The 26,373-nt window shown below is 55.2% G+C and carries 22 protein-coding genes; 14 read left to right on the top strand and 8 right to left on the bottom strand.

From position 1 onward, the window contains the following. Positions 1 to 500: 500 nt before the first annotated feature. The 11 genes from OHL22_RS17245 to OHL22_RS17195 all read left to right on the top strand — a co-directional run bounded on the left by OHL22_RS17245 (position 501) and on the right by OHL22_RS17195 (position 13,524). Positions 501 to 3,656 carry a TonB-dependent receptor gene (locus OHL22_RS17245; RefSeq protein WP_263340029.1) on the top strand — a complete coding sequence of 1,052 codons (3,156 nt, stop codon included), beginning with the start codon at positions 501 to 503 and terminating at the stop codon, positions 3,654 to 3,656. Positions 3,657 to 3,736: 80 nt separating this feature from the next. Then, on the top strand, positions 3,737 to 4,267 hold the full coding sequence (locus OHL22_RS17240; RefSeq protein ID WP_263340026.1) for a hypothetical protein: 531 nt from the start codon (positions 3,737 to 3,739) through the stop codon (positions 4,265 to 4,267). A gap of 17 nt (positions 4,268 to 4,284) precedes the next feature. Continuing rightward, positions 4,285 to 4,959, top strand: coding sequence for a heavy metal response regulator transcription factor (locus OHL22_RS17235; protein ID WP_263340023.1), 675 nt, complete (start codon positions 4,285 to 4,287; stop codon positions 4,957 to 4,959). After that, on the top strand, positions 4,937 to 6,388 hold the full coding sequence (locus tag OHL22_RS17230) for a heavy metal sensor histidine kinase (protein ID WP_263340019.1): 1,452 nt from the start codon (positions 4,937 to 4,939) through the stop codon (positions 6,386 to 6,388). Before OHL22_RS17235 ends, OHL22_RS17230 begins: the two co-directional genes overlap by 23 nt. Before the next feature lie 403 nt (positions 6,389 to 6,791). Continuing rightward, complete coding sequence (locus OHL22_RS17225) at positions 6,792 to 7,664, top strand: STAS domain-containing protein (protein WP_263340017.1); 873 nt, start codon at positions 6,792 to 6,794, stop codon at positions 7,662 to 7,664. Positions 7,665 to 7,667: 3 nt separating this feature from the next. Then, the gene (locus OHL22_RS17220) at positions 7,668 to 8,063 is read left to right on the top strand and encodes an STAS domain-containing protein (protein WP_263340014.1); all 396 of its coding nucleotides are present in this window, start codon (positions 7,668 to 7,670) and stop codon (positions 8,061 to 8,063) included. Continuing rightward, a complete protein-coding gene (locus OHL22_RS17215) occupies positions 8,047 to 8,448 on the top strand; it encodes an anti-sigma regulatory factor (protein ID WP_263340012.1) in 402 nt (133 codons plus the stop codon). The genes OHL22_RS17220 and OHL22_RS17215 overlap by 17 nt, the downstream gene beginning before the upstream one ends. Positions 8,449 to 8,482: 34 nt before the next feature. Further along, the gene (locus tag OHL22_RS17210; RefSeq protein ID WP_263340010.1) at positions 8,483 to 9,460 is read left to right on the top strand and encodes an ATP-binding SpoIIE family protein phosphatase; all 978 of its coding nucleotides are present in this window, start codon (positions 8,483 to 8,485) and stop codon (positions 9,458 to 9,460) included. Continuing rightward, entirely contained in the window at positions 9,457 to 11,592 is a 2,136-nt protein-coding gene (locus OHL22_RS17205) for an ATP-binding protein (protein WP_263340008.1), read from the top strand. The genes OHL22_RS17210 and OHL22_RS17205 overlap by 4 nt, the downstream gene beginning before the upstream one ends. Next, a complete protein-coding gene (locus OHL22_RS17200) occupies positions 11,561 to 13,075 on the top strand; it encodes an ATP-binding response regulator (protein WP_263340006.1) in 1,515 nt (504 codons plus the stop codon). The genes OHL22_RS17205 and OHL22_RS17200 overlap by 32 nt, the downstream gene beginning before the upstream one ends. A 68-nt stretch (positions 13,076 to 13,143) precedes the next feature. After that, complete coding sequence (locus tag OHL22_RS17195; RefSeq protein WP_263340002.1) at positions 13,144 to 13,524, top strand: response regulator; 381 nt, start codon at positions 13,144 to 13,146, stop codon at positions 13,522 to 13,524. Between the two features lie 227 nt (positions 13,525 to 13,751). On the opposite strand, the gene OHL22_RS17190 is transcribed toward OHL22_RS17195, so the two are convergent. Continuing rightward, positions 13,752 to 16,388, bottom strand: coding sequence for an ABC transporter permease (locus OHL22_RS17190; RefSeq protein WP_263339999.1), 2,637 nt, complete (start codon positions 16,386 to 16,388; stop codon positions 13,752 to 13,754). Continuing rightward, positions 16,385 to 16,738: a PadR family transcriptional regulator gene (locus OHL22_RS17185; protein WP_263339997.1), complete on the bottom strand. Its 354-nt coding sequence runs from the start codon at positions 16,736 to 16,738 to the stop codon at positions 16,385 to 16,387. The genes OHL22_RS17190 and OHL22_RS17185 overlap by 4 nt, the downstream gene beginning before the upstream one ends. Before the next feature lie 254 nt (positions 16,739 to 16,992). Here OHL22_RS17185 and OHL22_RS25115 point away from each other — a divergent pair, with 254 nt between their 5' ends. Together OHL22_RS25115 and OHL22_RS17180 are read left to right on the top strand one after the other, a co-directional pair. Further along, complete coding sequence (locus tag OHL22_RS25115) at positions 16,993 to 17,292, top strand: helix-turn-helix domain-containing protein (protein ID WP_396127116.1); 300 nt, start codon at positions 16,993 to 16,995, stop codon at positions 17,290 to 17,292. A gap of 85 nt (positions 17,293 to 17,377) precedes the next feature. Next, positions 17,378 to 18,382 carry an aldose epimerase family protein gene (locus tag OHL22_RS17180; protein ID WP_263339995.1) on the top strand — a complete coding sequence of 335 codons (1,005 nt, stop codon included), beginning with the start codon at positions 17,378 to 17,380 and terminating at the stop codon, positions 18,380 to 18,382. Positions 18,383 to 18,424: 42 nt separating this feature from the next. On the opposite strand, the gene OHL22_RS17175 is transcribed toward OHL22_RS17180, so the two are convergent. Next, on the bottom strand, positions 18,425 to 18,862 hold the full coding sequence (locus OHL22_RS17175; RefSeq protein ID WP_263339991.1) for a DMT family transporter: 438 nt from the start codon (positions 18,860 to 18,862) through the stop codon (positions 18,425 to 18,427). 11 nt (positions 18,863 to 18,873) lie between these two features. Further along, entirely contained in the window at positions 18,874 to 19,329 is a 456-nt protein-coding gene (locus tag OHL22_RS17170) for an EamA family transporter (RefSeq protein ID WP_263339989.1), read from the bottom strand. Between the two features lie 186 nt (positions 19,330 to 19,515). Between OHL22_RS17170 and OHL22_RS17165 the strand changes: the two genes are divergently transcribed. Then, positions 19,516 to 20,649, top strand: a complete 1,134-nt coding sequence (locus OHL22_RS17165; RefSeq protein WP_263339986.1) for a mandelate racemase/muconate lactonizing enzyme family protein — start codon at positions 19,516 to 19,518, stop codon at positions 20,647 to 20,649. On the opposite strand, the gene OHL22_RS17160 is transcribed toward OHL22_RS17165, so the two are convergent. From OHL22_RS17160 to OHL22_RS17145, 4 genes are all read right to left on the bottom strand, one after another. Further along, the gene (locus OHL22_RS17160) at positions 20,650 to 21,639 is read right to left on the bottom strand and encodes a zinc-dependent alcohol dehydrogenase (protein ID WP_263339983.1); all 990 of its coding nucleotides are present in this window, start codon (positions 21,637 to 21,639) and stop codon (positions 20,650 to 20,652) included. A gap of 21 nt (positions 21,640 to 21,660) precedes the next feature. Beyond that, on the bottom strand, positions 21,661 to 23,598 hold the full coding sequence (locus OHL22_RS17155; protein ID WP_263339980.1) for a PocR ligand-binding domain-containing protein: 1,938 nt from the start codon (positions 23,596 to 23,598) through the stop codon (positions 21,661 to 21,663). 181 nt (positions 23,599 to 23,779) lie between these two features. Continuing rightward, complete coding sequence (locus OHL22_RS17150; protein ID WP_263339978.1) at positions 23,780 to 24,553, bottom strand: SDR family NAD(P)-dependent oxidoreductase; 774 nt, start codon at positions 24,551 to 24,553, stop codon at positions 23,780 to 23,782. A 34-nt stretch (positions 24,554 to 24,587) separates the two neighbouring features. Then, positions 24,588 to 26,354 (bottom strand): glycoside hydrolase family 36 protein, encoded by a 1,767-nt coding sequence (locus tag OHL22_RS17145; RefSeq protein WP_263339976.1) that lies wholly within the window; start codon positions 26,352 to 26,354, stop codon positions 24,588 to 24,590. Positions 26,355 to 26,373 lie beyond the last annotated feature (19 nt).

Here is a 26,373-nt window from a genome sequence, read left to right as displayed (position 1 = left end):
GCCTTTTCGATTGCGAGACGTGGCCAGCTACAAAGCAACGCCAACGGCCCGAGTCTACGGGCGCGAAAAAGACGCTAGCATGACGCGAAAATGACGGTTTTGTAATCTGGAATGGGTGAGTGCATGTGCTTTTCTTGCGCCAATTCCTCGCACAGCTTTTCTACTGGCGCGATTTAAGCGACATGGTCGTCGTCTGGAGGATTTTCATCCGATCAATAGCGAATTCCACAAGGATCAGCTTTTGATGAAGCCTTAACTAAGGAGCGACTTAGATGTAACAAGAATTAATTACGAAAGTGTCATGTAACGCCTTCGAGGTGCCCTTCCCAAATCGTGCTAACGCCTGGATGTCACTGAGCGCGATCAAACTACGCAACACGCAAGGATTGAAAGCCCGCTGCTGTTCCCTGCCAGCAGCTTGGCCGCAACACTTGTGTTTCGAAATTTCACATATCTTCAGCAACCAGATTGCGATTCCAATGCGCGCAACGAGCTGCGGCATGATGCGGAATCTTTCCGACCGCTCGATAACGCTGGTTGACTTTGGGGAATCCATGCAACGCCTGAATAAGAGTTGTGTCACGATTCGATGTATTCGCGCCTCAATCGGATTTGCTGTTTTGTTTTCGCTCGCCAGTCTCTGCGCCGCGCAGGTGGATCGCAGCGGATTAACCGGCAGGGTCACCGATCCATCTGGCAGCCTGCTCCCGCAGGCCCATGTCACGGTTGTCGAAAACGCAACCGGCTTGCGACGCGAGTCCAGTTCGGATGCCAGCGGATTCTACAGTGTTCTCCAATTGCCGGTGGGAACTTATACCGTCATCATCGAACACCCAGGCTTCGAGAGCGTGGAGTTTCTTGATGTTCAACAGGTCATCGGGAGGACGCGCACCCTTGATGCGACGTTGCCGGTTGCGGGAGACGAACGACATGTGGAGGTTTCGGTCGCGTCAACGCTGCTGGACCGCAACACCGCTGCGGTGACAGGCCTGATCGAAAATACCCAGGCTGACCAGCTGCCGCTGAACGGCCGCGACTGGTCGAACCTTACGGCCTTCGTTCCCGGCGCCATTGACACCGGCGGCGGAAATCAGCGATCGGTCCGGTTCGCTGGACGGGGTCTCGACGACAGCAACTTCACCTATGACGGTGTTGACGCTACCAACGTCGTCAATCAGACGCAGCGGCCCTGGGTACGTCTTGCGATTCCCCTGGACGCGATTACGGAATTCCGTGTCGATACTCTAACGGCAACCGCGGAGGAAGGCGCGACGGGCGGCGCTCAACTCGACGTTACCTCGCGATCGGGTACAAACCATTTTCATGGACGCCTTTTTGAGTATCTGCGCAACGACGTATTTGACGCGCCTGAACCTGAATGGGCCTCCAACGGCGAAGCTCAGCAGCCGCTCCGTCTCAATCAGTTCGGCGGATCGCTGAATGGACCGATCGTCCGCGACAAGACTTTCTTCTTTCTCGCCTCGGAAGCCTACCGGCAACTCTGGGGCTATCCAGTGAGCGGCGATGTGCCGAGTGCGGCTCTCATTGCAACAGTCCCCAGTTCGTCGCCGGTCTACGGCATCATGCACGCCTTTCCCGGAGCAGGTCCAAGGACGATTCTGGCGCCAACCAGCGATCCAAACATTGACCTGCTCACTTGCTCATGCACGCAGGTAGCCAATGAAGCCTCTGCGATGCTGCGGCTCGATCATCATTTTTCTGCCAAGACCACCGGCTTCATGCGCTTCAACTACGACCGTGCTGTGGATACGCAGCCGCTTTCGGCTGCCGCGACAGACCTGCAACAGAGGGTGTCCACGCCGGTCAATGGCGCGCTTGAATTGCTGCACATCTTCAGTCCTAGTATGGCAAATGAGGCCAAGTTTGGATTCAATCGCGCCACCTCCAACAGCTACAACTACAGTGACACCGGCAGCATTTATCAGATAGCGATTGCCACAGGTCCTGGGCCTGGATTTGTCACAGAGAACTACAGCTACAACAGCATCTATGTGGGCAACACATTTTCAGGCATCGACAACTTCACCTGGATTCACGGCAGACACACCCTCAAGGCTGGCGCGGAAATCCGCCACATTCAATTGAATCAAAACTACGGCGAACACGGAAAAGTTACGTTTTCAACGGTGGAGCAACTGGCTGCCAATCAGGTGAAAAACGCAAGCCTCACCGGTGCTCTGCCAATCAACGATATGCGCAAAAACGATATCATTGGCTACGTTCAGGACGAGTTCAAGATGCGGCCAAATCTTACCCTGAACCTTGGCCTGCGGTACACGGTCTTCCAGATATTCAATGAGGCGAACGGGAAAGCTAATCCCTTCGATTTCGCCACTTGCGGAGCGCAAGGATTCTGCGGCGTGGGCGCCAGCTTCGGCAATCAGAACTACGGCGATATTGATCCGCGTGTAGGAGTGATCTGGTCGCCAGACAAAAGCGGAAAGACAATTGTTCGCGCTGGATTTGGAACGTATCACGAAGATGGTCAGCTGGACGATCAGAACCTTCCCGCCAAGAACGAAATACCCTCCTACTCGGTAAAAAGCACGAACAGCTTGCAGGTAACTTATCCGGTCGATCCGTACTTCACCGGTCCTGGAACCCTCTCACCGAATGCCGAACAACGAGATCGCAAAGACACGTATGTGGAGCAGTGGGATTTCTCCGTGCAGCGTGAGCTGCCAGCGAACTTCGTGGGCACTATCTCTTACCTGGGAAGCCATGGCGTGCATCTGCTGGAAACAAACGTCGTGAACCTGATCGATCCAGCTACGGGCGTTGTGCAATATCCAGCCTTTGCTCCGGCCATCGGCTGGCGCGGCTCGATCGGCATGAGCTCGTACAACGGTCTCTCCGTTGCGTTGCGGCGTCCGTTCTCAAACGGACTTCTGGTGACAGCAAACTACGCTTATACGCACGAGATCGACAATGGCTCTAACGGCAGCGGCGATGGCGATGAAATTTCGCCGCAGAATCCGCTGTGCCTGGCCTGCGATCGAGCCAGTGGTGCGTGGGACGCACGTCATGTGATCAATGGCAACGCGGTCTATCAGCTCCCCTTCGGTTTGAACAAACCAATGTTGAATGACCGCGGCATTGCCAGCGCTATCGCAGGCAACTGGGAGGTGACCACAACGGCGCTGGCTCGCACCGGCTTCCCGGTGAATGTACTGCTGCCCTCCAGCTACACCGCGCCGGACGGGGCATCTGGCACCGAGCGTCCCGATCTGGTTCCGGGCGTTTCCCTCACTCCACCCGGAGGCAAGAGTGTCGGACAGTGGCTCAACCCAGCAGCCTTCGCTTATCCAGCCGGAGAATTCGGCACCGCGCCGCGTAACTTCCTTCGCGGGCCGGGAACATGGCAGATCGACTTAGGAACTGGCAAGACTATTCCGATCAGAGAGAGCTCTCAGGTGCAGTTCCGTGCGGAGTTCTTCAACATATTCAATCACCCACAGTTGGGCCAGCCGCAGGCTACGTGCGACGTGTCATCCTCAGCTCCAACGGGCTGTTCGGCGGGGTTTGGCACCATCATCAACACTGTGAACTTGAACACAGCCATCGTCTCGCCTATCACTCCGGTTGGCTCGGGAACGCCGCGCGAGATTCAGTTCGCTTTGCGATTTGATTTCTGATGTCAACCGGTCAACGGCTCAGCTAGCGGAGAGCGTGACCGTCTTGAGGATAAATCGAAAGGATGGCTCGAAAGCTGCGAATGAGAAAGACGAAGACATACACGTTGCGCCATGTGCGGTTCCGCTCCGTGCGGATGTTCCTGCAGATCCTGCTGCTTGCAACGGCAGCAGCCGTAGCGTGCGCGCAGGCAACGCCGGAGTTCACGGGCCTGTGGAAGCAAGACAACGATCGATGCCAGCCGAAGCGCAATGGCGACGTCACGCTACGGATCGAACATCACGGCGCCGATCTTATGGTGGAAACATCGATCTCACATAATTCTTCGAATTCGCGGCATGCGATGCAGAAGTACACGACCGATGGCAAAGTCTCGGCATCTACTGGAGCCGATGGGGATATGTTCTACACCTCGGTCGTATGGAAGGATTCCAGCCTTGTCTTCTCGATCGAGGAACACGAAGACGGCCGCATTCTTCCCTCGAAAGAGAGATGGTCGCTTAGTGAAGATGGCGCAACACTCCAGAAGGTCCGCGAGCGCCCGAATAGCGAAAGACAAATCCTTTTCTTTCGCCGAATCCCAATAACCAGTTCCAGCGGCAACCCGGATTAGTTGAGGTAAAGAGGCAAATGAAGATCCTGGTGATCGAGGATGAAGTCAAGACCGCCAAGTTTCTCAAGAAGGGGCTCAGTGAGGGCGGTTATGTCATCGACGTAGCTGCCGACGGCCTGGAGGGCCTGCACCTTGCTCAGGAAGTCGATTTCGACCTCGTCATTCTCGACGTGATGCTTCCAAAGTTGGATGGCTGGCAAGTGCTTGCGCGTCTGCGCGCGACCGAACAGAAAACGCTGGTCCTCATGCTTACAGCGCGCGACGCTGTACTCGAACGTGTACGAGGGTTTGAGCTGGGAGCTGACGATTACCTGGTAAAGCCATTCGCATTCTCTGAACTCCTGGCGCGGGTCCGCTCGCTGTTGCGCCGCTCAACGTCGCGCCCACAGGAGATTCTGCGCATGGCCGACCTGGAGATTGATCTGATGCGCCACCGTGCGACGCGTGCCGGCCAAAGACTCGACCTCACTTCGAAAGAGTTCCTGTTGTTGACCCTGCTGGCGCGACGCGCGGGCGAGGTGCTGTCTCGCACACTGATCGCCGAGTCAGTCTGGGATATGAACTTCGATAGCGATACGAACGTCGTGGATGTGAATGTCCGCAGGCTGCGCAGCAAAATGGATGATCCCTTCCCCGTTAAACTAATTCACACTGTGCGCGGCGCCGGCTATGTCTTCGAAGCAGAGCCGTAGCTCACGGGCTGCGTTGCGCCCACGCAGGACCCTGGCGTTCCGGCTCTCGGCTACCTACGCATTGGTAGGCCTGCTGCTGGTATTTCTGGCCACGGCGAGTCTCTACATCGTTCTGCGGACCGAACTGGACCGAAGCACAGAGCTGTTCCTCGCCGACAAGCTGCACGTGCTGGGCACCATGCTGCGGGAACGGCCGGACGACGAGGATGCGCTGCACGAAGAGATCGAACTCGAGTCAGCGGCCCGCCGGTACCAGCGGTTCTACATTCGTCTTCTCGATGAACATGGCCAGCCAATCATGACAACTCCCGGCATGGCCGAACAGTTGGATATTGCCGAGCTCTCAAGCAGAACTCGCGGCCATGCCGGGCATCCGATTGCGATGGCTGGCAGACATGAGCAACCATTCCGCGTCACAACCGCTATGCTTGCCGTCGGCACGCCGCCGACCCACAGCGACGCGGTTCAAATCGCCATAGACATCTCGCAGGAAGAGGAGTTGCTGGCGCGCTATAGGCTGTGGTTCTGGGGCATTCTACTGACGACTTCGGCTCTCTTCCCGCTTGTGGGATACGGAATTGCGCGGCGTGGCATTCGGCCCGTCGAAGAGATCGCCGCAACTGCCCGAAGAATCACGTCCACGAACCTGCGTGAACGGATCGAGTCGGAAGGCTATCCGTCGGAACTTGCGTCGCTGGCCGGGACTTTCAATGAAATGCTGGAGCGGCTTGAAGAATCCTTCGAGCGCATCTCACGATTCTCGGCCGACATCGCGCACGATCTGCGCACGCCGGTCAACAACATCCGCGGAGAAGTAGAAGTAGCTCTCGCCCGCTCACGGACAGCCGACGAATACCGCGACGTGCTGGAGTCTTCACTGGAGGAAGCAGTCCGGCTTTCCGAACTGGTCGGCGATCTCTTGTTCCTGGCCCGCGCGGAGAGCCCATTCTCCGAGTTGCATCGCGAGGGTGTGAACATCGGTGAGTTGTTGACCAAAGTCCGCGACTACTACGAAGCTCTTGCAAGCGACGCAGGAATATCGCTTCTCGTCAGCGATGGGGCACAGCAGCTCAACGTGGAGCTGGATCGTTCACTGATGCTGCGGGCGGTGAGCAACCTGGTCTCGAATGCCATTGCTCATACGCAGCATGGAGGAACCGTGACGCTGGCGGCTACGGACGAGGGGGCCACGATCCGCATTGAGGTCTTCGACACCGGCATTGGCATTCCTGTCGAAGCGCTGCCCAGAGTATTCGATCGTTTCTTCCGCGTCGATCCATCGCGCTCCAAGACATCGGGCGGCTCAGGGTTGGGCCTGGCGATCGTGCAGAGCATTTTGACGCTTCACGGCGGCAGCGTGGAAATTATCAGTCAGCTCAACCATGGAACTTGCGTCAAGCTGCGCATGCCGGCCCTCGCAACGCAGTGACAAAAATTGGATTCGGAGCGTCACGCGCATGGTACGTGCGCGGTCATGGCTAGCGGAAAGATTGAACGCTCGGTTACAGCACAGAAATATTTGTGCACTCACGAATCGTGTCAGTGATTGTCTTGCGCAAATCCATCATCGCGTTATGAAATACGGCGGCAGAAGATGTCTCTGCGTGAGGTCGCACCGATTCGTAAAAAATGTTGATTTTCACCTAGGTTCGGTGCCCTCTTCGATATTTTTCGAACGAGACTCCCTCCCGCCGGTGGGCGCTGCACATCTATTCCTTTACATAATTGGAGTGCTTGCGAGACTGATTCGTTGACGATTGTCAGAATACGAACTGACCCATGCCGCTGGCATGCAGTAAGATTAGCCACACAATCTGTGAGGGCAAATCCTAATGAGCTCAGTTCATGAAGTACTCCAGAAAAACGAAGGCGCCATTCTTTCTGGGTGGCTGGCCGAGATGGCGGCTAGCACACGGCGCAGCGATTTGATGGGAGACACCGAATTGCGGCAGCAGGCCGCCGAATTGTTGCGGCTGTTTGCACATGCAGCCCGGAACAGTTCCGATACAACCTCCGAAGCATTTTCGGCTACCCGCGAATATTTGAGAGAAATTGCCAAATCCCGCCTGGATCAAGGTTTTACGCCAAGCGAGACGGCCATGTTCATTCTTTCCCTGAAACAACCTGTTTTCAACTCCATGCGCGATGAGCTCGAGTCCGATCCCACGCAACTGGTCGCAGAAATCTGGACGGTTGGAAACGCGCTCGACAAACTGGCAATTCAGACCGTCGACAGCGCCGTCGAGTTCCGGGATCAGGTAATCGTCCGGCAGCAACAGGAGATGCTTGAGTTATCTACGCCGGTAGTCAAGCTCTGGGATGGCGTACTTGCGCTTCCGCTGATTGGAACCCTCGACAGTGCCCGAACCCAGGTTGTGATGGAGTCACTGCTTTCCGCGATTGTCGAAACCAACAGCCAGATTGCGATTATCGATATTACCGGTGTGCCGACAGTCGATACGCTCGTAGCGCAACACCTGATCAAGACCATCACGGCGGCTCGTCTGATGGGCGCGGAATGCTATCTCAGCGGTATCCGCCCGGCGATCGCGCAGACAATCGTACACCTGGGCATCGACCTGGCCGATATCCAGACCAAGGCCAAGTTGGCCGACGCTTTTGGCTTGGCTCTGAGCAGGTTGGGTAAATCGATCGTGACCGCAAAGCCAGCAACCAACATCACTTCCAAACCGAAGGACGCGTAAACGATGGACAGGATACCCATCCTCAAAATGGGAGACTGCCTGCTGGTGACCATTCAGGTCGACATGCACGACCAGCTGGCAGTTTCTCTCCAAGAGGATCTGACGGCTCAGATTGCCAAATACGCCTCGCGGGGCGTCCTGATCGACATTTCGACGCTGGAGATTGTCGATTCTTTCATAGGACGCATGCTTGCCAATATTGCCGCGATGTCTCGGGTGCTGGACGCTCAGACGGTGTTGACCGGGATGCAGCCGGCAGTCGCCATTACCCTCGTGGAGCTGGGCATGTCGTTGTCCGGAATCAAGACGGCATTGAACGTCGAACGAGGCATGGAACTGTTGCGACAGTACATCCAAGAAGAAAACGAGTACCGGGAGCCTGATGGTTCTGAAGAGTGATGTGCATCCCATCAAGAGTGCCGACGACGTGGTCCGGGTACGTCAGGTTGCGCGTCAATGGGCTGCCGAATTGAAATTCAGCCTGGTAGATCAGACCAAACTCGTGACGGCCACCAGCGAACTGGCAAGAAATACTCTGGAACACGGCAAAGGTGGCACAATGAGGGTGGAACAGGTGGAGAACGGACCTCGTCGAGGAGTCCGACTCACCTTCGAGGACAACGGTCCGGGCATACCGAACATCGAGAGAGCCCTTCAGGATGGTTACACTACCGGCGGTGGACTAGGGCTTGGCTTGAGCGGAAGCAAACGGCTGGTGAACGAGTTCGAGATCAAGAGCGAGGCCGGACGGGGCACCACCGTTACGATCATTCGCTGGAAATAGCGGCAATTTGCTCCAAACGCATAGATCCATCGCAATGACTGATCGTAGTTCCGTTGGGGAAGCCCGCCGGATCGCGATGGTAGCAGCCCAATCGCTGGGTTTTTCGGAATCGCGCCGCAGCGACATTGGCATCGTGGCCACCGAAGCCGCTAATAACATCATCCTGCACGCCCGCTCCGGCGAATTTCTTATTTGCCCATCTCAGAGCAAGGACGGTGCGTACCTGGATCTGCTTGCGCTGGATCATGGGCCTGGAATTCATAACATCCCACGGGCTCTGGAAGACGGTTTTTCGACCGTTGGAACCGCGGGGCAGGGATTGGGAGCGATCCAGAGACTCTCTGACGACTTTTCGTTGTATTCTTTACCCGACCGCGGCACTGTTTTTTGGAGCCGTTTCCGTGAGACTGCCTCGCTTGATCCACGGCCCTATGGCGCGGTAAGCATTCCTATGAAAGGGGAGAGTGCTTGTGGCGATGCGTTCCTCACGCTTCCCAGCAAGTCGAGATCGCTCTATATGGTGGTAGATGGCCTGGGCCATGGGCAATACGCAGCTGAGGCGGCTGAAGAAGCCGTATCGACGGTGCGTGCCTATGCCGAGGAATCAGTGACTGAGATTATTACGAGAACCCACGATGCCTTGAAAAAGACGCGCGGTGCGGCCATGACCGTAGTCAGTGTGGATCACGAGCGGCAAGTCCTAACTTGTTCGGGAGTGGGGAATATCAGCTCATCGATCCTCGGTGGAACGGTGTCGCGAAACATGGTTACGCAGAATGGGACGCTGGGTGCGGTCTTACCCCACATCCATGAATATTCCTACCCGGTCGATGACCGCTCCATGCTGCTGATGTGTTCGGATGGCATTACCTCCAAGTACACAGTAAGCAACTACCCAGGTCTGCAGAGCCGGCATCCTCAGCTCATAACTGGAGTGCTTTACAGAGATTTCAGCCGGCACCGCGACGATGCGACGGTACTGCTTGCGCCGCTGGGAGGTGATCGAGGATGACACATACACTCCACTCACTGAATCTTGGCAGCGAGCAGGATGTTGTCAGCGCGCGGCAACGCGCCCGTTCTGTCGCCGAGGTTTTGGGGTTCGACCACCACGATCAGATTCGTCTCGCTACCGCGACCTCTGAGATCGCACGCAACGCCTTCCGGTATGCCCGTGGCGGAACGGTTTCCTTCGAAGTTGATCCGGAAACGGGAGTCCTCAAGGTTGTGGTGACGGATAAAGGGGGCGGCATTCCTCACCTGAAACAAGTCATGGCGGGCTCTTACAAATCCTCTACCGGCATGGGTATGGGCATCGTGGGCACAAAGCGCCTGATGGATGAGTTTTCGATCGAATCCGGCCCTTCTGGAACCTGCGTACGGTTTGGAAAGCTTCTGCCCACACAAAGCCGCCCTGTAGACGCAGCCACATTGCAACGGGTTGCGACCCTGATGGCGCGCCGCCATCCGGCGACGCCCCTGGACGAGTTGCAGGTGCAGAACCGCGAGCTCATGAAGACACTCGATGAGCTTCAGGAACGCAAGGAAGAGTTGGGCCGTATCAACGCCGAGTTGCAGGACACCAATCGTGGCGTGGTTGCTCTCTATGCAGAACTCGATGAGCGGGCAGACTACTTGCGCCGCGCCTCTGAGCTGAAGAGCAGTTTTCTCTCCAACATGTCGCATGAGTTCCGCACACCGCTCAACTCGATGCTAGCGCTGACCCGCATGTTGCTCGACCGAATGGATGGGGAGCTGACTTCGGAGCAGGAACAGCAGCTTCGTTTCATTCAGCAATCAGCGAAAGAGCTCTCTGAGATGGTCAATGACTTGCTCGATCTGGCCAAGGTGGAAGCGGGCCGGCTGGACGTGAAGCCAAAGACCTTTGAAGTAGCTGAACTGTTTGGCGCCCTGCGGGGCATGCTTAAGCCGCTCTTGGCCGATAACTCCATCAATCTGGTGTTTGAACCGGCCGATAGTCTGCCTCCGCTTTTCACTGACGAGCAGAAAGTTTCGCAAGTACTTCGCAACTTCATGTCGAATGCGATCAAATTTACGCCTCGTGGTGAGGTTCGTGTCGCGGCGAGTCGGCGCGGCGAGTTGATCGAATTCTCGGTCACCGACACCGGGATCGGTATATCTGAGAGCGACCAGCGGATCATTTTCGAAGAATTTGCACAGGTCGAAAACAGCATGCAGCGCCGCGTCAAGGGGACCGGGCTAGGATTACCCCTTTCGCGCAAACTCGCGGAGTTGCTTGGTGGCATCGTAGAGGTGGAAAGCACTATCGGTGTCGGTTCGTGTTTCCGGTTGATCATACCCTCGACCTTTCCAGGAGCGGTCCCGGCAGTAGATCTGCCCATGCCCGAACTCGATCCGAAACGTAAGCTGATCTTGATCGTCGAGGACAATCCCGAGACAGCCTTCGTCTATTCGCGTTATCTCGCCAATGCAGGTTTTCAAACCTATTCGATACCTGCTTTGGAGGATGCCCGGAAGATATTGTCCAAAGTCACACCGGCGGCCGTGATTCTGGATGTCCTGTTACGCTCTGAGACTTCCTGGGATTTCCTCCGTGAATTGAAGAGCGACGTGCACTCATTGCCGGTCCTGGTCATGAGCGTGGTTGCGGACGAACGCCGGGTCTATGGCCTGGGAGCGGACGCTTTCCTGACAAAACCATTTGTTCCAGAACAAATGATTGGCGAAATCATCAGACTCACTTCCGTTTCCGGCCGAACACGCATCCTAATGATTGACGACAATGAGGTTTCGCGTTATTTGCTTCGCGAAAATATCGCCGAGGGGCAATACGAGATATTTGAGGCGAGAAGTGGTCGCGAAGGGTTGCGCCTAGCCGACGAAATCAAGCCATCACTCATTTTCTTGGATTACTATATGCCTGATCTGAACGGAATAGAGGTATTGCGTGATCTGAGAAACTCGCCAGATCTGGCAAGAACCCCGGTTATCGTTCATTCGACCAAGACCTTCGATGAATTGGAACTTCAATTCTTTCGGGATCATTCCGTCTCGATTTTCTCAAAACAGGCTCTCACACATCCCGATTCTGCGGCCCGTTTGAGGGAGCTTATGGATACCCTCGCTGCCCATGCCGGAATCGAAAATAACGCCAATGCGTGATCTCGCCTATCGCGGGCGCGTCTTGATCATTGATGATCAGGATGCTACCCGCTATGTCTTCCGTCGGATTCTTACCAAGGCGGGCTTTCAGGTGGAAGAAGCGGCAACTGGCGCCGAGGGTCTCTCCAAATCTCTGGATGGCCCGGATCTAATCATCTCCGATGTCAATTTGCCTGACATGCTTGGTTATGATCTAAGCCGGCGAATTAAATCCAATCCGGTAACCTCCAGCATTCCCTTACTGCAGATTTCCGCCACCTTCATCTCAGAGGAGAGTAAGGTGCAGGCGCTAGAAGGGGGTGCTGATTCCTATCTGGTGCAGCCTGTAGAACCGACCTTCCTGGTAGCTCAGGTACAAGCTCTTATCCGGATGCGTAAAGCAGAGATCTCGTCCCGACTTTCGGCTATCGAATGGCAAACAACTTTCAATGCGCTGAATGACGGGCTGGCCCTCATCGATCCGGCCGGCGTAATTTTGCGCACGAACCAGTCGTTCTTGCGCCTCCTGGACTTGAAACACTCGGATGCCGAAGGGAAAAAACTCTTTGAGATTTTCGATTCGAAATTCGGACTACCGCTCACCGATTTTCTGGCGTTCAGAAGCGCGGGGCAATCGCCTGAGCTTTCTTATGGCAGCCGTTGGTTCCGGGTTCTATACGACCGCATTCCGGAAGAGCCTTTTCGAGAAGATGCATTCATTCTCCTGCTCACAGAGGTAACTCAGCAGAGAAAATTGCAGGAGACGCTCAAAATGACAGAGCGCTTGGCAGCCACAGGGCGTCTCGCGCATGTCATCGCACACGAGATCAACAATCCATTGGAGGCTCTTGCCAACCTGATCTTCCTCGTGCAGCAGAGTCCCGTGCTAGATCGTGGGAACCGCGAACTTATGAATCAAGCGCTGATCCAACTTGAGCGGATTAGTGAAATTACGAAGCAAATACTCATCTACCATCGCGAATCGAAACAGCCAGTCCTTGCAGATGGCACAGATCTCCTGCAAGGAGTGCTCGCCATGTTTCGCCCGCAGATGATGGTCAATCATGTTGAGCTGATTACGCATTTCAAATCTTCCCGTCCGGTCTGGGTGCATCCGGGAGAAATGCGCCAGGCTTTCGGTAATCTGGTGTCCAACGCTCTCGATGCTATCGGAGAAGATGGTGGAACGCTAAGGGTCAGCTGCATCGACACCACGGATCTTTTGACGAAACGCAAAGGCGTGCGATTTGTGTTCAGTGATTCAGGCAGCGGCATTCCTCAAGAGTCTCTATTGCACATTTTTGACGCGTTTTATACGACCAAAGATCTGAAAGGTTCCGGTATTGGGTTATGGCTCACTTCGGAAGTAATTAATAAACACCGGGGAAGGGTTCGTGTGCGATCCCGCACGAGCGGACCTTTTCGTGGCGCTCTCTTCGACATATTTCTTCCTGAACGCCGTCCGGATGAATCGGCGATCATCTTGCAAGAAGTGCACTCGTAGACACTTCCAGACACAATGTTGCCCATACAATCTCTAATAGAACAAATCCAGATTGACGGAGGTCGGATATGAGCGATCAGACCAAACCACGCGAGACAATCTTTGTAGTAGATGACGAACCTGTTGTTGCTGACACCTTAGCCGCGATTCTTCGTCAAGTAGGTTTTGCTACGAACTCGTTTCATCATCCGCAGGCAGCATTGGACCAGGCACAGATAAACTGTCCGAATTTATTAATCACCGACGTGATTATGCCGGGAATGACAGGAATCGATCTTGCGATTCAGATGCAGAAGGTCTGCCCCCAATGTAAGGTGCTGCTTTTCTCCGGACAAGCGGCGACTGCGGACTTGCTGGAAGAAGCGCGGACTCGCGGCCATGAATTCGAGTTACTTTCAAAACCAATTCATCCCGCCGATCTCTTGGCCAAAATCTCTAATCAAGAGTAGCTGAGGCAGATTGAATCTGCGCGCGGCAAAGGGTCTTGCTGAATTTCAAGAATACAAAAGCTCCACTCCATTTTGAACAACAGAGAATCAGCGCCGATTCAACACTATTTGGCAGCATTTGAGCCAAGGGCTACCCGTCCGGAAAGCCGATTCTTCGACCATGTGGCTCAAGTGCTGTCGCCAGTGAGTGCGTTGGCGATTACGTCTCAATCCGCCTATACCCTGTTCTATTCAGTTCGGAGCGCTTTCATCGGATCTAACCGGGAAGCACGCCATGCGGGAGCCAGACAGGCCAGAACCGCAACCGCCAGCAGCGTCGCAATCACGCCGGAGAGAACCACAGGATCGAGAGGCTTCGTTCCGAAAAGCATCGACTGAAAGATGCGTGTCGTCGCGAAGCTCATCACCAAACCGAGCCCGAGCCCGGACAGCGCTGGCGTCAGGCCATCCATCAGCATCAACTGCAAGAGCTGATCTCGTTGCGCGCCGAGCGCCATGCGGATGCCCAGTTCCGAGGTCCGCTGAGTGGTCAGGTACGATAGCACGCCGTATAACCCCACCGAAGCAAGAATCAGCGACAAGATAGCAAAAGCCAGCACAAGGGTTGCGCTCAGGCTCGCATTCACCAGGGACGCGCCAATGATCTGCTTCATAGTGAGCACATCTGAGACCGGAAGTTCAGGATTGAGCGATGCGATCTGTTTTTGCAGCGGCACTGAGAATTGCAAAGGATCCGTTGCCGTGTGAACCACGAGCATCGCACCGCCCCGGCCTTCAAGGATGGGGAAATAGATTGTCGCTTTCGGCTCTTTGCCAACCTGGTACAAGATGTCGCCGACGACGCCCACAATCTCCCAATCCATCAGGTTAGGCGCTCCATCGTGGGCGCGCCCTGGAATGTGCAGATGTTTGCCGATAGGATCTTCGCCCGTGAAATATTGCTGAGCGAACTGACGGCTCACAATCACTTTGTACGAGCGCGCAACACGTTCGTCGCTGGTAAAGAACCTTCCGCTCACAAGCGGAATTCCGAGCGCGCTGAAATAGCCAGGATCGACCCAGCGCGTCATCGCATTAGGCAAGTGTTCGCCCACCTTGAGCGGAGGATGCTCCTTCACCGTAAATTCGTCTGTACCCCAGTATCCTGTTCCCGGAACTGTCGTTCCCAATGCAGCGCCGCGAACTCCGGGCATCGCTTTCACTTGCGCCAGCAGCTCTTCGTTGAATGCGTTTTGCTTCTCCGGCGTGTCGTACTCCTTGCCGGGCAGGTTGTATTGCAAAGTGATCGTGTTGTCGATTACGCACCCCATATTGGCTGCGCGCAATTGCATAAAGCTTTTAAGCAGCAACCCAGCGGCCGCCAGCAGCACCACGGTGATTCCAATCTCCGCCGTGAGCAGCGACTTTCTGAGCGCGGTGCGCGAAACGCTGCTCGAGCCGGTCCGGACCGAGGTTTGCAGAGCCTTCAGCATTGACTTGCCTGTTGTGGAAAGCGCGGGCAGCAAGCCTGCAATCAGCGCCGCAGCGAACATGAGCGCGCAGGCTAGCACAATCACCGCGCCATCCATGTGAATGCTCTGCGCGGTTGGCAGATCTTTCCACGTTTTTGCCAGCCACTCAGTGGCGCCTAACGATAGGAGAACTCCACCCATACCCCCGGCTGCGCAAATCACAACACTCTCTGCCATCTGCTCGCGAATCAGGGTGGCCCGCTGAGCGCCGAGGGCGCTTCGTATCGCCACCTCTTTCTGCCGTGCCGCGCCCCGCGCCACCAGCAGGTTTGCGACGTTGAGGCAGCCGATAAGCAGCATGCATCCAACAGCGGAAAGCATCAACGTCAGCGGCTTCTTGACATCTCCGGCGAGATCCTCGTTCAGCGAGCGCGAAACAACATCTTCAGCCACCGGATCATTCGGGTACAGCAAATGATTCTGGTACTGAACGGCGCCAACTTGCGCGATTGCGCTGGCCAGGCTTACGTCAGGGCGGAGCCTTGCCACCACCTGGCTCCCATGCCAGTCGTGATGTTGAAGCATCTCAGCACTGGCATCGGCTTTGTAGGGAACCCACAACTCAATTCCAGCATTGGGATATGTGAACCACGAGGGCAGCACGCCGGCCACCGTGTAAGGTTTGCCGTCGAGGTGAATCTGGCCGCCCACAATCTTCGCATCACCTGCAAACCGCCTCTCGAAGACGCTCCACGTCAACATCACAACTGCGCTGCCGCGTTGATCGTCCGCCTCCGTAAAGTCCCGGCCCAGCGCCGGCTGCACTCCAAGCAGCGAAAACAGATTTGCGGAGCCTGCCTCTGCGTCGACCGACTCCGGCAATTCGTTGCGTACACCGGTGAGGTTGTACCCCGCAGAACGCATGATTGCCATGTCCTCAAAGCCACGGGTCTTCGAGCGCCAGTCGTAGAAGTCAGCAGGCGCAACAGGGTGGTAACTTAATTCCCCTCCTCGAAAGTGTTCGTACACCATCACCAGTCGCGCGGGGTCGCGAAAAGGCAGCGGCCGCAGCAGCACCGAACGTACGACAGTGAAAAGCGACGTGGCAGCGCCCAGGCATAAGGCCATGACCACAATCGCAACGATCGAAAATCCCGGTGTGCGGCTCAAGGCTCGAAAGGCGTATTTCACGTCGCGGGCGATACCGGCCAACCGTTGAGGAGTGTTTTGCACCCACAGCGACTCACGCACCTTCTGTGGATTGCCGAATTTCAAACGGGCCTGCCGCCTGGCTTCGTCGGGGGACATGCCGCGAGCCTCATTGTCGGCAGTCTCTTCCGTCAGAAAAGTGTCGATCTCGTCCTGCAACTCGGAGTCGGAGCGTTTGCGGTGTAGAAATCTCATCCAGCTCATTGCGCACCGCCTTCTTCACCCATAACCAGGCCGATGGCGCGGGTCATCTGCCGCCAGCGGCTGGTTTCGCGAACCAACTGCTTACGGCCTTCTGCCGTCAACCGGTAGAACTTGGCCTTGCGATTGTTCTCGCTCGCACCCCAATAAGAAGAAACCCACCTTCGGTCCTCGAGCCTGTGCAGCGCAGGATAGAGGGAGCCTTGCTCCACCTCCAGAAGATCCTCAGAGGTACGTTCAATAACCTTGGCAATCGTGTGGCCGTGTGCATCACCGCCGACAAGGGTTCGCAGGATCATCATGTCCAGGGTGCCCTTGAGCATTTCATTCTGTGGCTCGCTGCTTTTGCGCATCGCTCTCTCCACTCGAACTTCTATGGGAAAGAATCATACACCACTCGAACTTCTATGGGAAGGTCTACAGGAACGTCCTCGAATATTTGCTGTCAACAGTCCGGCAGATTGCGAAGACAGATCTGCCTATCTCGTTTGACGAACGACTGTTGGGCAGAATTGACGTCTTACAGCTCTCCAGGAAATGTGCGGGAACTGGAAGGCGAGATGGCAAAACTAGCCGCTCTGGCGCCTGCCGACGCTCCATTGCTCCAATGTCATTGCATGAAATGGAAAGGCAGCTTATCTTGTCTGCGCTGCAATATACGATCGGAAACCGTACGCGCGCGGCAGAAATTCTTGGGATCAGTCGCGAAGGGTTACGCACCAAACTGCAGCGATTCCAAGCTAAGGCATCTAAGCTCTTTATTTTGAGGAGCAAAAGCAGAATCCACCCTCTCCGCCACTACTGCGCCCTTTCTGACATCCCCCTTCAACTTGCACGGGAGCCGCAAAGCAGCATAAATTGCTTGCCAAAAATTGTCCGATCTATCCAGAGATCACGGCACGAATAGCGAACGATTTGTTCGTTAACCTGTGATATGACCTTTGCTCCCTGAATACGGATTCGATAATCTGAGGGCGGTTTCCTGTTATCCCATGAGCGATCTTCGCATCTCGACTGCCTGGACATTTCACGGACTTCAAACAATAGTGCTGGAGAATCGCTACCTGAAGCTTGTCGTTCTTCCGGAAGCGGGCGCAAAAATCTGGCAGATAACCTACAAGCCGCTCGATGCAGATTTGCTCTGGAACAATCCTCGCATTCGTCCTGCGAAGCACACGATTCACGCGCGCTATGACGATGTATGGAGCGGCGGGTGGGATGAACTTTTCCCAAACGATGAAGCAGGACTGCTTCAGGGCGAGCACCTTCCCGACCACGGCGAACTCTGGACCGGTTTATGGGAAGCAGAGGCTTTCGCCAACCCGGATTTCGTTGGCGTTCATCTTCGATTCCAGACGCCGATCTCCAGCTTTCTGATCGAGCGAACCATCCGTCTTCGGTCAGGATCCTCTCAATTTGAAATCCAATATTGCTTCACAAATCTCAACACTGGACCGTACCCGTTCCTTTGGAAATTGCATCCCGCCTTCGCAGTCAGTCCAAATCATCGCATTGACTTTCCAAAGATGCAGGTGATTCGCGAACCAGCATTTGCAGGCTCTCTGGGCGACGCCCCACTCACTTTCCCATGGCCACACGCAACGCTTTCAGATCGCACGGTCGATCTTCGCAATGTTCCCGATGTGAGTTCGAGAGCCATTCTTTTTTTCTACGGCACCGACTTCTCTGCGGGCTGGTGCGCTGTCACCAATCGCTCGACTGGACTGGCAGCAGGCCTGCGATTCGATCCATCGGTATTCTCGTCATGCTGGCTGTTCGCCAGTCATGGCGGATGGCGCAATCTCAACGTCGCAGTACTTGAGCCAGCAACCGGATATCCCTTCCAGGCGCAGGCCATGATCGACGCTCAGCGAGCACGTTGGCTTGAACCGGGAGAGCGCCTCGAAACATCCGTGCTTTTCTCCGCACAAGAAGGTTTAAGCTCTGTCGGCGAAATTAATGCTAAAGGTGAAATCGCAGCCGCGCGGGACGAGTGATTCGCACCTCGCGATCGGTCGCGATCAATCTATCCTTCTGGATTAGGTTTCCGCCTTCGCCTCCGTCTCGACAGAAAGCAGAATCGCAGCTGCGATAGCGACCACGGCGCCAACCGATTGCGTCCAGGTGAGCCGCTCATGGAGTAGGAGAACAGCGAGGGCAACTGTGAGCAAAGGATAGAGCGATATCAGCGATATCACAATTGATGCTTTGCCTCCCGACTCGAGTGCACGAAAGCTCGTCCATGCGCCCAGACCGTTAAGTGCACCTCCCGCAATCGCGCTCAGCACAACGACGCGCCCAAGACCCCAATGAGGGCGTTCAATAATCAGAACCACCAGGGACAGTGCGACCATCGCCCAGCAGAACCATAGAAAAGAGCGTTCGCTCGAAATGCAATTCGTCGAGAGTTTTTGCGTCACCCCGGTGATGCCCCAGAAGATCAGCGCCAACATTGCGAACAAAAGCCAGATATGCATCGACGGCTCACCTACGCACTAAGAAGATAAATCGCAACAAACGCTAAGCCAAGGCCAGCCCATTGCGTGCGGCCAACTCTTTCCTTGAGCAGCAACACAGCCAGCAATACCGTCACCATTGGAAACAGCGCGGTTACTGGCGCCACAATGGAAGCTTCACCGCCTTTCACCAACGCCTGAAAGAATGCAAGATTCCCCACCCCGCCTAAAATTCCCGTCAGAAACGCCCAGAAGACCCCTTTGCGCCTTTGAGGCATTGCCTCGCGAGGGCTGCGTCTCCACACTGTCCATCCGACAAATGCCATCAAAGGAGCCAGGCCGACGGTATAAAGCAGCTGGTTCACATATACATCCACGCCATCCGAAGCAACCTTGGAAACCAATCCCCAGGCACCCCATAGAACGATCGTTGCCAGCGACCAGAGCAACCACGCCGGGCGCTTTGTTCGAGACGTATCCTCGATCATGGCGCCACCCCGCTAAACCGTTGGAACTTCATATCCGCAGAGAATAACGGGCGCAGATTGCATGAGCAACCATCGAATGCATCGGCTTCCCTAGTTTTTTGGATCATTCTTTCGCTATGGCGCTCTGTGGCTTTCGTTTCTTTGCATGGGCGCTTTATCATCGGGCATTTAAGAGATCGAATAACGATGAAGATTACCTCCATTGAAGCCATCCACCTCCGAGCTGAGGATCCACTGATCGAACTCTTCGATGGTTCGTATGACGACTGCGTCCTCGTAGTACACACCGACTCCGGCCTCATCGGCATCGGGGAAACGGAATCTATGGCGCCTGCGATCCAAGCCATCGTGCGCGGTCCGTCGGCACATAACCACGCGCGTTCGCTGTCCGCGATCCTTGTGGGCGCCGACCCTTCGGACCCGGTCGAGCTTTGGAATCGCATGTATGAGTCCACCGATTACGTTGGCCGGCGCGGCCTGATTATGCATGCCATTGGCGGCGTCGATCTTGCACTGTGGGATCTGAAAGGCAAGATCGAAGGCAAGCCAGTTCACGAACTGCTGGGCGGCGCCAAGCGAGATCGCCTTCCTGCTTACGGCACTATTTATCCGATGGCGCAAACACCAGCGGCGGTAAAAGAACAGGTCGCGACAGGGAAAGCCAAGAACCTGCGCAACTTCAAATTCGCGGCCGATCCATGGTGGCTGGACGATATCTCTCATACTGGCCGCTTATTGACTGCCGCGCGCGAACAAGCTGGCCCTGAAGCCAAAATCATCATCGATGCAGCTCTTTCCTATCGCACCGCGAAAGAAGGGCTGAAGCTGATACCCATCTTCCGAGAAGTCGGCATCTGGTTTCTCGAAGCCCCGCTACCACTCGACGATGTTGAAGGGCATCTTGAAATGAGCCAACATGGCCTGCCTACCGGCGTCGGCGATCTCGGCCTAACCCATGTACGTGAATTTATCGAGATGATGGACTACGGCGGCGCCAGCATCTGCCAGCCGGATATCTCCCAGGTCGGCGGCTTTACGGGAATCAGACAAATAGCGGCGGCGGCATATTCCAGAGGTAAGCGCGTCATCACACACGGTTACAAGACCAACATAGAAATCGCAGCAAACTTGCATTTCCTTGCGGCACAACCAAACGTCGAACCTTTGGAGTTTTCATTGAGCCACTCGCCGCTTCGATGGCAAACCACTAACGAACATTTCCAGGTAGAGGAAGATGGCTGCGTTCGCGTGTCGCAGACTCCAGGCCTGGGTGTCACACTCAATCCGGAGACGATCGAGCGCTACAGGTTCGGTAACTAATTAGCTTACGCGCAGGAGCATTTTGAGCGTATCGCCTGGCGACTTTGTCATCAGATCAAAGGCACGTTGTCCTTGTGCAAGCGGCAGCTCTTTCGTCCAAGGCGAAAGATCAATCTCACCTGCCTTTAGCAACGCAAGCGATCGCTCAAAGTCCACTGGCGTGTACGCAAACGACGTCGCCACGCGGTGCTCCTTGCGAATGCTGGTCACGAAATCAATCTCGCTTTTTTCTGTTGCCATGCCAAGCAGCACAACCAATCCGCCAGGCCGGCAAAGATCGAACGCGGCCTGACGCGCGTTAGCAGAACCACTTGCGTCCAGCACTAGATCCATGCCCCGTCCTGCAAAATGCAACGCCTCGCCTCGCCCTTCTTCCGTAGCAGCATTTACCGCTAGCGTCGCCCCCATGGCGCGTACGGTAGCAAGACGCTCTTCGCTCACATCCTGAACCAGTACTTCGCGCACTCCGAGACGCAAAGCAGTGAGCAAGGCAAGCGCTCCCATCGTGCCGCCACCGATGATGCCCATACGAAAGAAAGGCTGAGGCGACGCGATCCGAAAAAGATGCACTATGTTTGCCAACGGTTCCGCCAGCACCGCAGAAATATCGGAAAGGCTGTCTGGGATCTCATAAATCTGAGTTTCCGGAATGGCGAGAAACTCCGCATAGCATCCCTGCGTCGTATCCATTCCGAGCAGCCGCCAGCTAGAACATAGATTCTGCGACCCACTCAAGCAGGCGTTACAACGTCCGCAGCTCACTAGTGGATTTGCAACAACTCTTCGACCGTCTTTCGTTCGTCCTACAAATTCATGCCCTAGCACCAACGGAGGTATCCGTCGCCGACTGTGCCCAAGAAACCCCGAAATATCCGATCCGCAGATACCTGCGGCAACCACCGTCAATTCAACTTCACCCGATTCCAGCTTTGGTCGTGGTCGCTCTTCGAGCGAGACGCACAAAGGCGCTGTATAAACAAGAGCGCGCATTCATATCTCCAGTATGTTGATTCAGACTGCTCGTTCCAGTCCCGAGGTCATAGGTTCACTTGCGCCCCAGCGGTGTGGATCGCTCGCAAAAGCCCGCGGTGTACAGTGCATGTGCTTCTTGAATACCGATGCAAAGTATGCGGGATTACAAAATCCGCAGCGATCGGCAACCTCAGCCACATGCAATCTGGGGTTAAGCAAAAGACGCCTCGCCATCTCAAGTCGCTGGCGAATCAAATACTCCTCCAGCGTATGACCTGTTGTCCGGCTATATACACGGCCTAGATGTCCCGCAGACAGCTTCAAATCGTGCGCAATATCCTTGATCGTTACTTTCTCCGGCCCCATCTTGCGAATCAGCCTCTGTGTCTCACTTACGATTTTCTCGTCGCGTTGACTGAATAGCTGCACCAATTGCTGCCGCAGCGAATCTACAAATCCGCGAAAGGCCTCCGCCATGGCAAACGAACTGGGCGAACCAACAATAATCTGAATCGCTCGTTCCTTTGCAGTGTTCACCATCATCGGGTTTGTACCCAAAGTAGAGATCTCACGCGCAAGATGCTCACAAGCCCATGTCAACAAGCCACGTGCCTGCTGTAGCTGGCCGATAGTCGCTGCAGCCGGTGCCGTGGTTGCAAGAAACTCGCGTACCGCGGCCATCACCGACACACTATCTCCGTATTGCAGAGCCTTCAAAATTTTGCCCAGTGTCTGCGCCGGTTGTTGCTGGCGTTCGGGCAGTTGCTCGAACCAGTTCACAGTTGAATGCCCGGAGTCGAGGGCTGATGATGCCTCGTGATATGCGCGAAGCAATTCAACAGATTGGGAATGCAAACCGCTGATGCCTACCCGCGCAAAAGACAGCCCCTCACCGCGTGCAACCCGCATGAGCGCCTGGGCCATATCTTCGAGCATGAGCCGTTCATGCCCAAATGTGCGAGATTTCTGTGAGGTAAAGATGCAAATCTCTCCCGGCGTAACCACGGTTGCAAGCGTATTTGTCCAGGACTGACAGCGATCCTCGATCAGGTGCGCAACGCGGGCATGTGTGAGATGACTGCCGATAGCCGCTGCACGCTCCGCTTCCCGTTGAGATGTGGTGCGTGCGTCGCTGTTGGATACTCCACTCTGCAAACGCAAAATCAAAATTCGGTCTGGAATGCGCTCAAGTCCAACGTTGCGCGCGAGTGCTCGTACTGCATCAAGATTGCTGTCTGGACCATTGTTAACCTGGCCCGCCAGCAGCATCTCAGCCAGTTGCCTTCGATCCAGCGCCAGTTCACGTTCTCTCACCCGTTGAAATTCACTCATGATTTCAAGCCGACGCCAGGAGTTCGCCAGATACCTTGAAAAGACTTCGAGCATTCGAACCATTTCAGCAAGTTGCGCCGACGTCACAACCGGAACGCGGTAATATGCCTCCTCAAGTCGTGCCAAATCAATATGCGGTTGGTCTTGCAGCACCGATTTCACATACGCGAAGCCCTCTGGCGAGGGCTGCTTCGTCAGAACTTGTCCACTGAACAGCGTTCCCAGATATCGCCCTTCGCAAATCACTGGAACCGCAATGTCAGTGAGCCCGACATGGCACGAATAGACCTGACTGCATCCAGTTGCCCTGCATCGCTCCTTCGCAGGTTTATCACTCTTCGCGCAGGTCTGCTCCTCATGCCCCCCAAAACCATGCACCAGATCACAAAATAGCGTGCTGGGGCTTGGAGAGCTTCTTCCTGCTCCCTCGGAGCCCATGGGCTGTAGTTGTATAAGTGCATCGCAGGTGCTCACGCGAGGCTTCCCACTCGGATCGAAGAGCTCCAGATCGTCCGCCCACATCAGCTCAACATTGCGAATCGGACTTGAATGGTTGATCAGAACAAGAAAATATTCAAAAAGCTCTAAGTCTTTTTTGAATTCCTGCTTGAGAGTCCCGCCAAAGGGAGTCTTTTGTTTTTTCATCCCCGCTCCAGAAAATTTCGCCCAACTTTAAATACGTTCCGTTTGCGGAAATCATCATAGGACGGGTATAACGCTTGAGAATACCGAAAAGACGATGGTAACTATCAAAGATGAGCGAATTCTATCGAAATAAACGCGATTGGCCGCACACCTACGAGCAATAAATCAATCATCGACCGCTCTAAGGATGCGCACGAATTGTAAGTCCACCGTCCACCACCAGGTGCGTTCCCGTCACCCATGCAGATTGTTCGCTTGCGAAGTATGCCGCTGCCGATGCTACATCGGCCGGAACTCCACGCCTGCCCAGCGGATGCAAAGCCGTAGTTTGGCGCGCAAGCTCCTCTGGATGGGGTACCGTACTCAACCACTCATCCCACATCGCCGTATCAATGTAGCCGGGGCAAATCGCATTGACACGAATATTGCGTGGCGCTAATTCAAGTGCCATATTCCGCGTCAATGCAACTAAGCCTGCCTTTGAACATGCGTATGGAATCGAATTTGGAAATGCGTGCTCCGCGTGAACGGAGCTGATGTTAACGATGGCGCCTCCGCTCGGTGAGAAGAGCGAAGCCAGCGCCTGGCTCAATAGAAGCGGCGCGCGTAGATTCACAGCAATGATTTGATCGAAGATTGTCGATGTTACCTGACTGAATGGAAGATCGCGTTCAATCGCAGCATTATTTACGAGCACGTCGATTGGGACATTGCGGGCCGCAATTTCCTCGCACACGCGCTGAATCGCTTCCGGATTGCCCAGATCTGCCACGATGGTGTCCACAGACGGTCTATGTTCCGCACGCATCGCAGCCGCAGCGTCTCCGAGTTTCGCCTCGTTGATATCGACAAGCACAAGCTGCGCGCCAGCAGCATGCAGGTGCTCTCCTATAGCGCGGCCAATTCCTTGCGCGCCACCGGTCACTACTGCCAGCTTGTCTGAAAACTCACCCATGAAATGCAATCCTTTCCGATCATTGCTATTTGTCCTAGTGAGTTGCAGCGCCCGACGACAAGAAGACAAGTTCTGAACTGAGTGGATATCGTAGATGAACCTTTAGCCCTTCATCCATTAACTCTCGACCCGAAACCGTGCGATCCGGCGCAGAGCCATCGTGAAAGTGAAGATCATATTGACGGCCTGCCTCAAGCCCGGCCAGCTTGAAGCTGTGCTCGGCTTCATCGGGCGTCGAGCCTCTGAACACGTAAATAACTCCCTTGGCTAGCTCAGGATCCCAATACTCCATCCCATCCCATCGCTTTCCATCTGGCCGCTCTGATATGTGATACAGCCGTGCATCTCGAATCAGCGGACGTAACTTTTCCTTGTAGAGCGCAAACGCCCCTTTAGCGGCGTCGTGCTGCTCCGGGGTCCATATAGATGTATCGAGCATGATCGTTGCCCAACCCATCATGCCGCTACGCAGCATGTACAGGAAGTTTTCAATTCGTGGTGTCGGCCACTTCTCGATGTAATCCTCGAGCATTGCCGTGGGCAGTTCGTAGCTCGTGTCGTAAAAGGCGCGCCGGTTTGAGAGTGGATCGTATGTATCGGTGATCGAGAAGTAATCTCCATGCGACGCCGAGCCAAAGTCCACCATGCGGCCGCCATCATTGCAGATCTCGAACAACAATCCCGGATGCTCACGTCGTGCCTGTGCGTAAATATCGTAATATGCGTGAACCGCATGATAGCTCACATCCGTCGAGTTCGATGCCAATACAAAATCCGATCCCCAGTCATGCGTGACTTGCATCGTGCTCTTGTCTGGCGCAGCATGCGGATGATCTTCGCGCGTGCAGCCCTGAGCGACGAGATAACCATCGTGCTCAATCATGTCCAGATGATTCGTCTCGATGAGTCGCTTCACCTCTTTTGCGGCGTAGGCGTGCGCAGCCGGATCTCCGATATCGATTGTTTGCCCTTTGAATGGCTCCGGTTTCCAGTCGGGTCCTATGTCTGCAACCAACCAGTTGCGAACCTTTGGATCACGAGCATTTAACGCTCCTGGCTCGGTGTCGAGACCAGCCTGCGTCCAGTCCACCCAAATTCCGAAGCGCAATCCTTCTTTGTGAGCTTCATCAGCTACATAGGCCAGGCCGCGAGGAAACTTCTTGGGATCAGCGTACCAGTCACCGACCCCGCGAAACCATCCCGCGTCGACATGGAACATCTCAAGCCCCAGTTCCTTTGACTCGCGAATCATGCGCAGAGCTAAAGTCTCATCCACTGCCATACCGCTTCCCCAACTGTTGTTCACCAGCAGGGGATAATGGACGTCCTTCCAGGTAAGAGGATTCGTGAGCACTTGGCGCACCCATGGCCGCAGCTGATTCCCCGCTCCATCCGGACCTCCGTCAAATGCTCCCAGGAAGACCGTGGGCGTCACGAAGTGATCCCCTGGTGTAACCCGTGTGCGAAATGGCCCAGGCTCTGGGTTAAGCCCAAGCACCGAATCGAGGTTGTTTCCTTGCCTCTCAAGCGAAATACGCGTACGCCCGCTAAACTCTATCCCCGCATACCATCCAGCTTGCGTATCACGATCAAAAACAAAGATAGCCGGAATAATCTCCCGCGGCTGATCCTTGTGAGGCCGTGCATATGTACTCGAGCTACCGATCCACCGATATCCCTCACCAATCGATTCCAGATGTGTGCCTACGGCAGAGGGCGTGTCTGCACCCTTTTCGACGTAAAAGTTCTGCCACTCTTTTCCCGATGAAAGTGCCCACCTGGCGTGCAGACTATCGATCATCTGCAGCCAGATCTCATGA

Source organism: Acidicapsa dinghuensis (assembly GCF_025685685.1).
Taxonomy (GTDB): domain Bacteria; phylum Acidobacteriota; class Terriglobia; order Terriglobales; family Acidobacteriaceae; genus Acidicapsa; species Acidicapsa dinghuensis.
This window is presented reverse-complemented; position numbering and strand designations above follow the sequence as displayed.

What these genes read in the sequence shown, in the direction of transcription:
- OHL22_RS17210 (WP_263340010.1), top strand. Translation starts at nt 8,483, where the DNA reads ATGACTGATCGTAGTTCCGTTGGGGAAGCCCGCCGGATCGCGATGGTA.
- OHL22_RS17170 (WP_263339989.1), bottom strand. Translation starts at nt 19,329, where the DNA reads ATGATCGAGGATACGTCTCGAACAAAGCGCCCGGCGTGGTTGCTCTGG.
- OHL22_RS17230 (WP_263340019.1), top strand. Translation starts at nt 4,937, where the DNA reads ATGTCTTCGAAGCAGAGCCGTAGCTCACGGGCTGCGTTGCGCCCACGC.
- OHL22_RS17155 (WP_263339980.1), bottom strand. Translation starts at nt 23,598, where the DNA reads ATGAAAAAACAAAAGACTCCCTTTGGCGGGACTCTCAAGCAGGAATTC.
- OHL22_RS17220 (WP_263340014.1), top strand. Translation starts at nt 7,668, where the DNA reads ATGGACAGGATACCCATCCTCAAAATGGGAGACTGCCTGCTGGTGACC.
- OHL22_RS17150 (WP_263339978.1), bottom strand. Translation starts at nt 24,553, where the DNA reads ATGGGTGAGTTTTCAGACAAGCTGGCAGTAGTGACCGGTGGCGCGCAA.
- OHL22_RS17215 (WP_263340012.1), top strand. Translation starts at nt 8,047, where the DNA reads ATGGTTCTGAAGAGTGATGTGCATCCCATCAAGAGTGCCGACGACGTG.
- OHL22_RS17180 (WP_263339995.1), top strand. Translation starts at nt 17,378, where the DNA reads ATGAGCGATCTTCGCATCTCGACTGCCTGGACATTTCACGGACTTCAA.
- OHL22_RS17145 (WP_263339976.1), bottom strand. Translation starts at nt 26,354, where the DNA reads ATGATCGATAGTCTGCACGCCAGGTGGGCACTTTCATCGGGAAAAGAG.
- OHL22_RS17205 (WP_263340008.1), top strand. Translation starts at nt 9,457, where the DNA reads ATGACACATACACTCCACTCACTGAATCTTGGCAGCGAGCAGGATGTT.
- OHL22_RS25115 (WP_396127116.1), top strand. Translation starts at nt 16,993, where the DNA reads ATGTCATTGCATGAAATGGAAAGGCAGCTTATCTTGTCTGCGCTGCAA.
- OHL22_RS17185 (WP_263339997.1), bottom strand. Translation starts at nt 16,738, where the DNA reads ATGCGCAAAAGCAGCGAGCCACAGAATGAAATGCTCAAGGGCACCCTG.
- OHL22_RS17235 (WP_263340023.1), top strand. Translation starts at nt 4,285, where the DNA reads ATGAAGATCCTGGTGATCGAGGATGAAGTCAAGACCGCCAAGTTTCTC.
- OHL22_RS17190 (WP_263339999.1), bottom strand. Translation starts at nt 16,388, where the DNA reads ATGAGCTGGATGAGATTTCTACACCGCAAACGCTCCGACTCCGAGTTG.
- OHL22_RS17165 (WP_263339986.1), top strand. Translation starts at nt 19,516, where the DNA reads ATGAAGATTACCTCCATTGAAGCCATCCACCTCCGAGCTGAGGATCCA.
- OHL22_RS17240 (WP_263340026.1), top strand. Translation starts at nt 3,737, where the DNA reads ATGAGAAAGACGAAGACATACACGTTGCGCCATGTGCGGTTCCGCTCC.
- OHL22_RS17200 (WP_263340006.1), top strand. Translation starts at nt 11,561, where the DNA reads ATGCCGGAATCGAAAATAACGCCAATGCGTGATCTCGCCTATCGCGGG.
- OHL22_RS17195 (WP_263340002.1), top strand. Translation starts at nt 13,144, where the DNA reads ATGAGCGATCAGACCAAACCACGCGAGACAATCTTTGTAGTAGATGAC.
- OHL22_RS17160 (WP_263339983.1), bottom strand. Translation starts at nt 21,639, where the DNA reads ATGCGCGCTCTTGTTTATACAGCGCCTTTGTGCGTCTCGCTCGAAGAG.
- OHL22_RS17225 (WP_263340017.1), top strand. Translation starts at nt 6,792, where the DNA reads ATGAGCTCAGTTCATGAAGTACTCCAGAAAAACGAAGGCGCCATTCTT.
- OHL22_RS17175 (WP_263339991.1), bottom strand. Translation starts at nt 18,862, where the DNA reads ATGCATATCTGGCTTTTGTTCGCAATGTTGGCGCTGATCTTCTGGGGC.
- OHL22_RS17245 (WP_263340029.1), top strand. Translation starts at nt 501, where the DNA reads ATGATGCGGAATCTTTCCGACCGCTCGATAACGCTGGTTGACTTTGGG.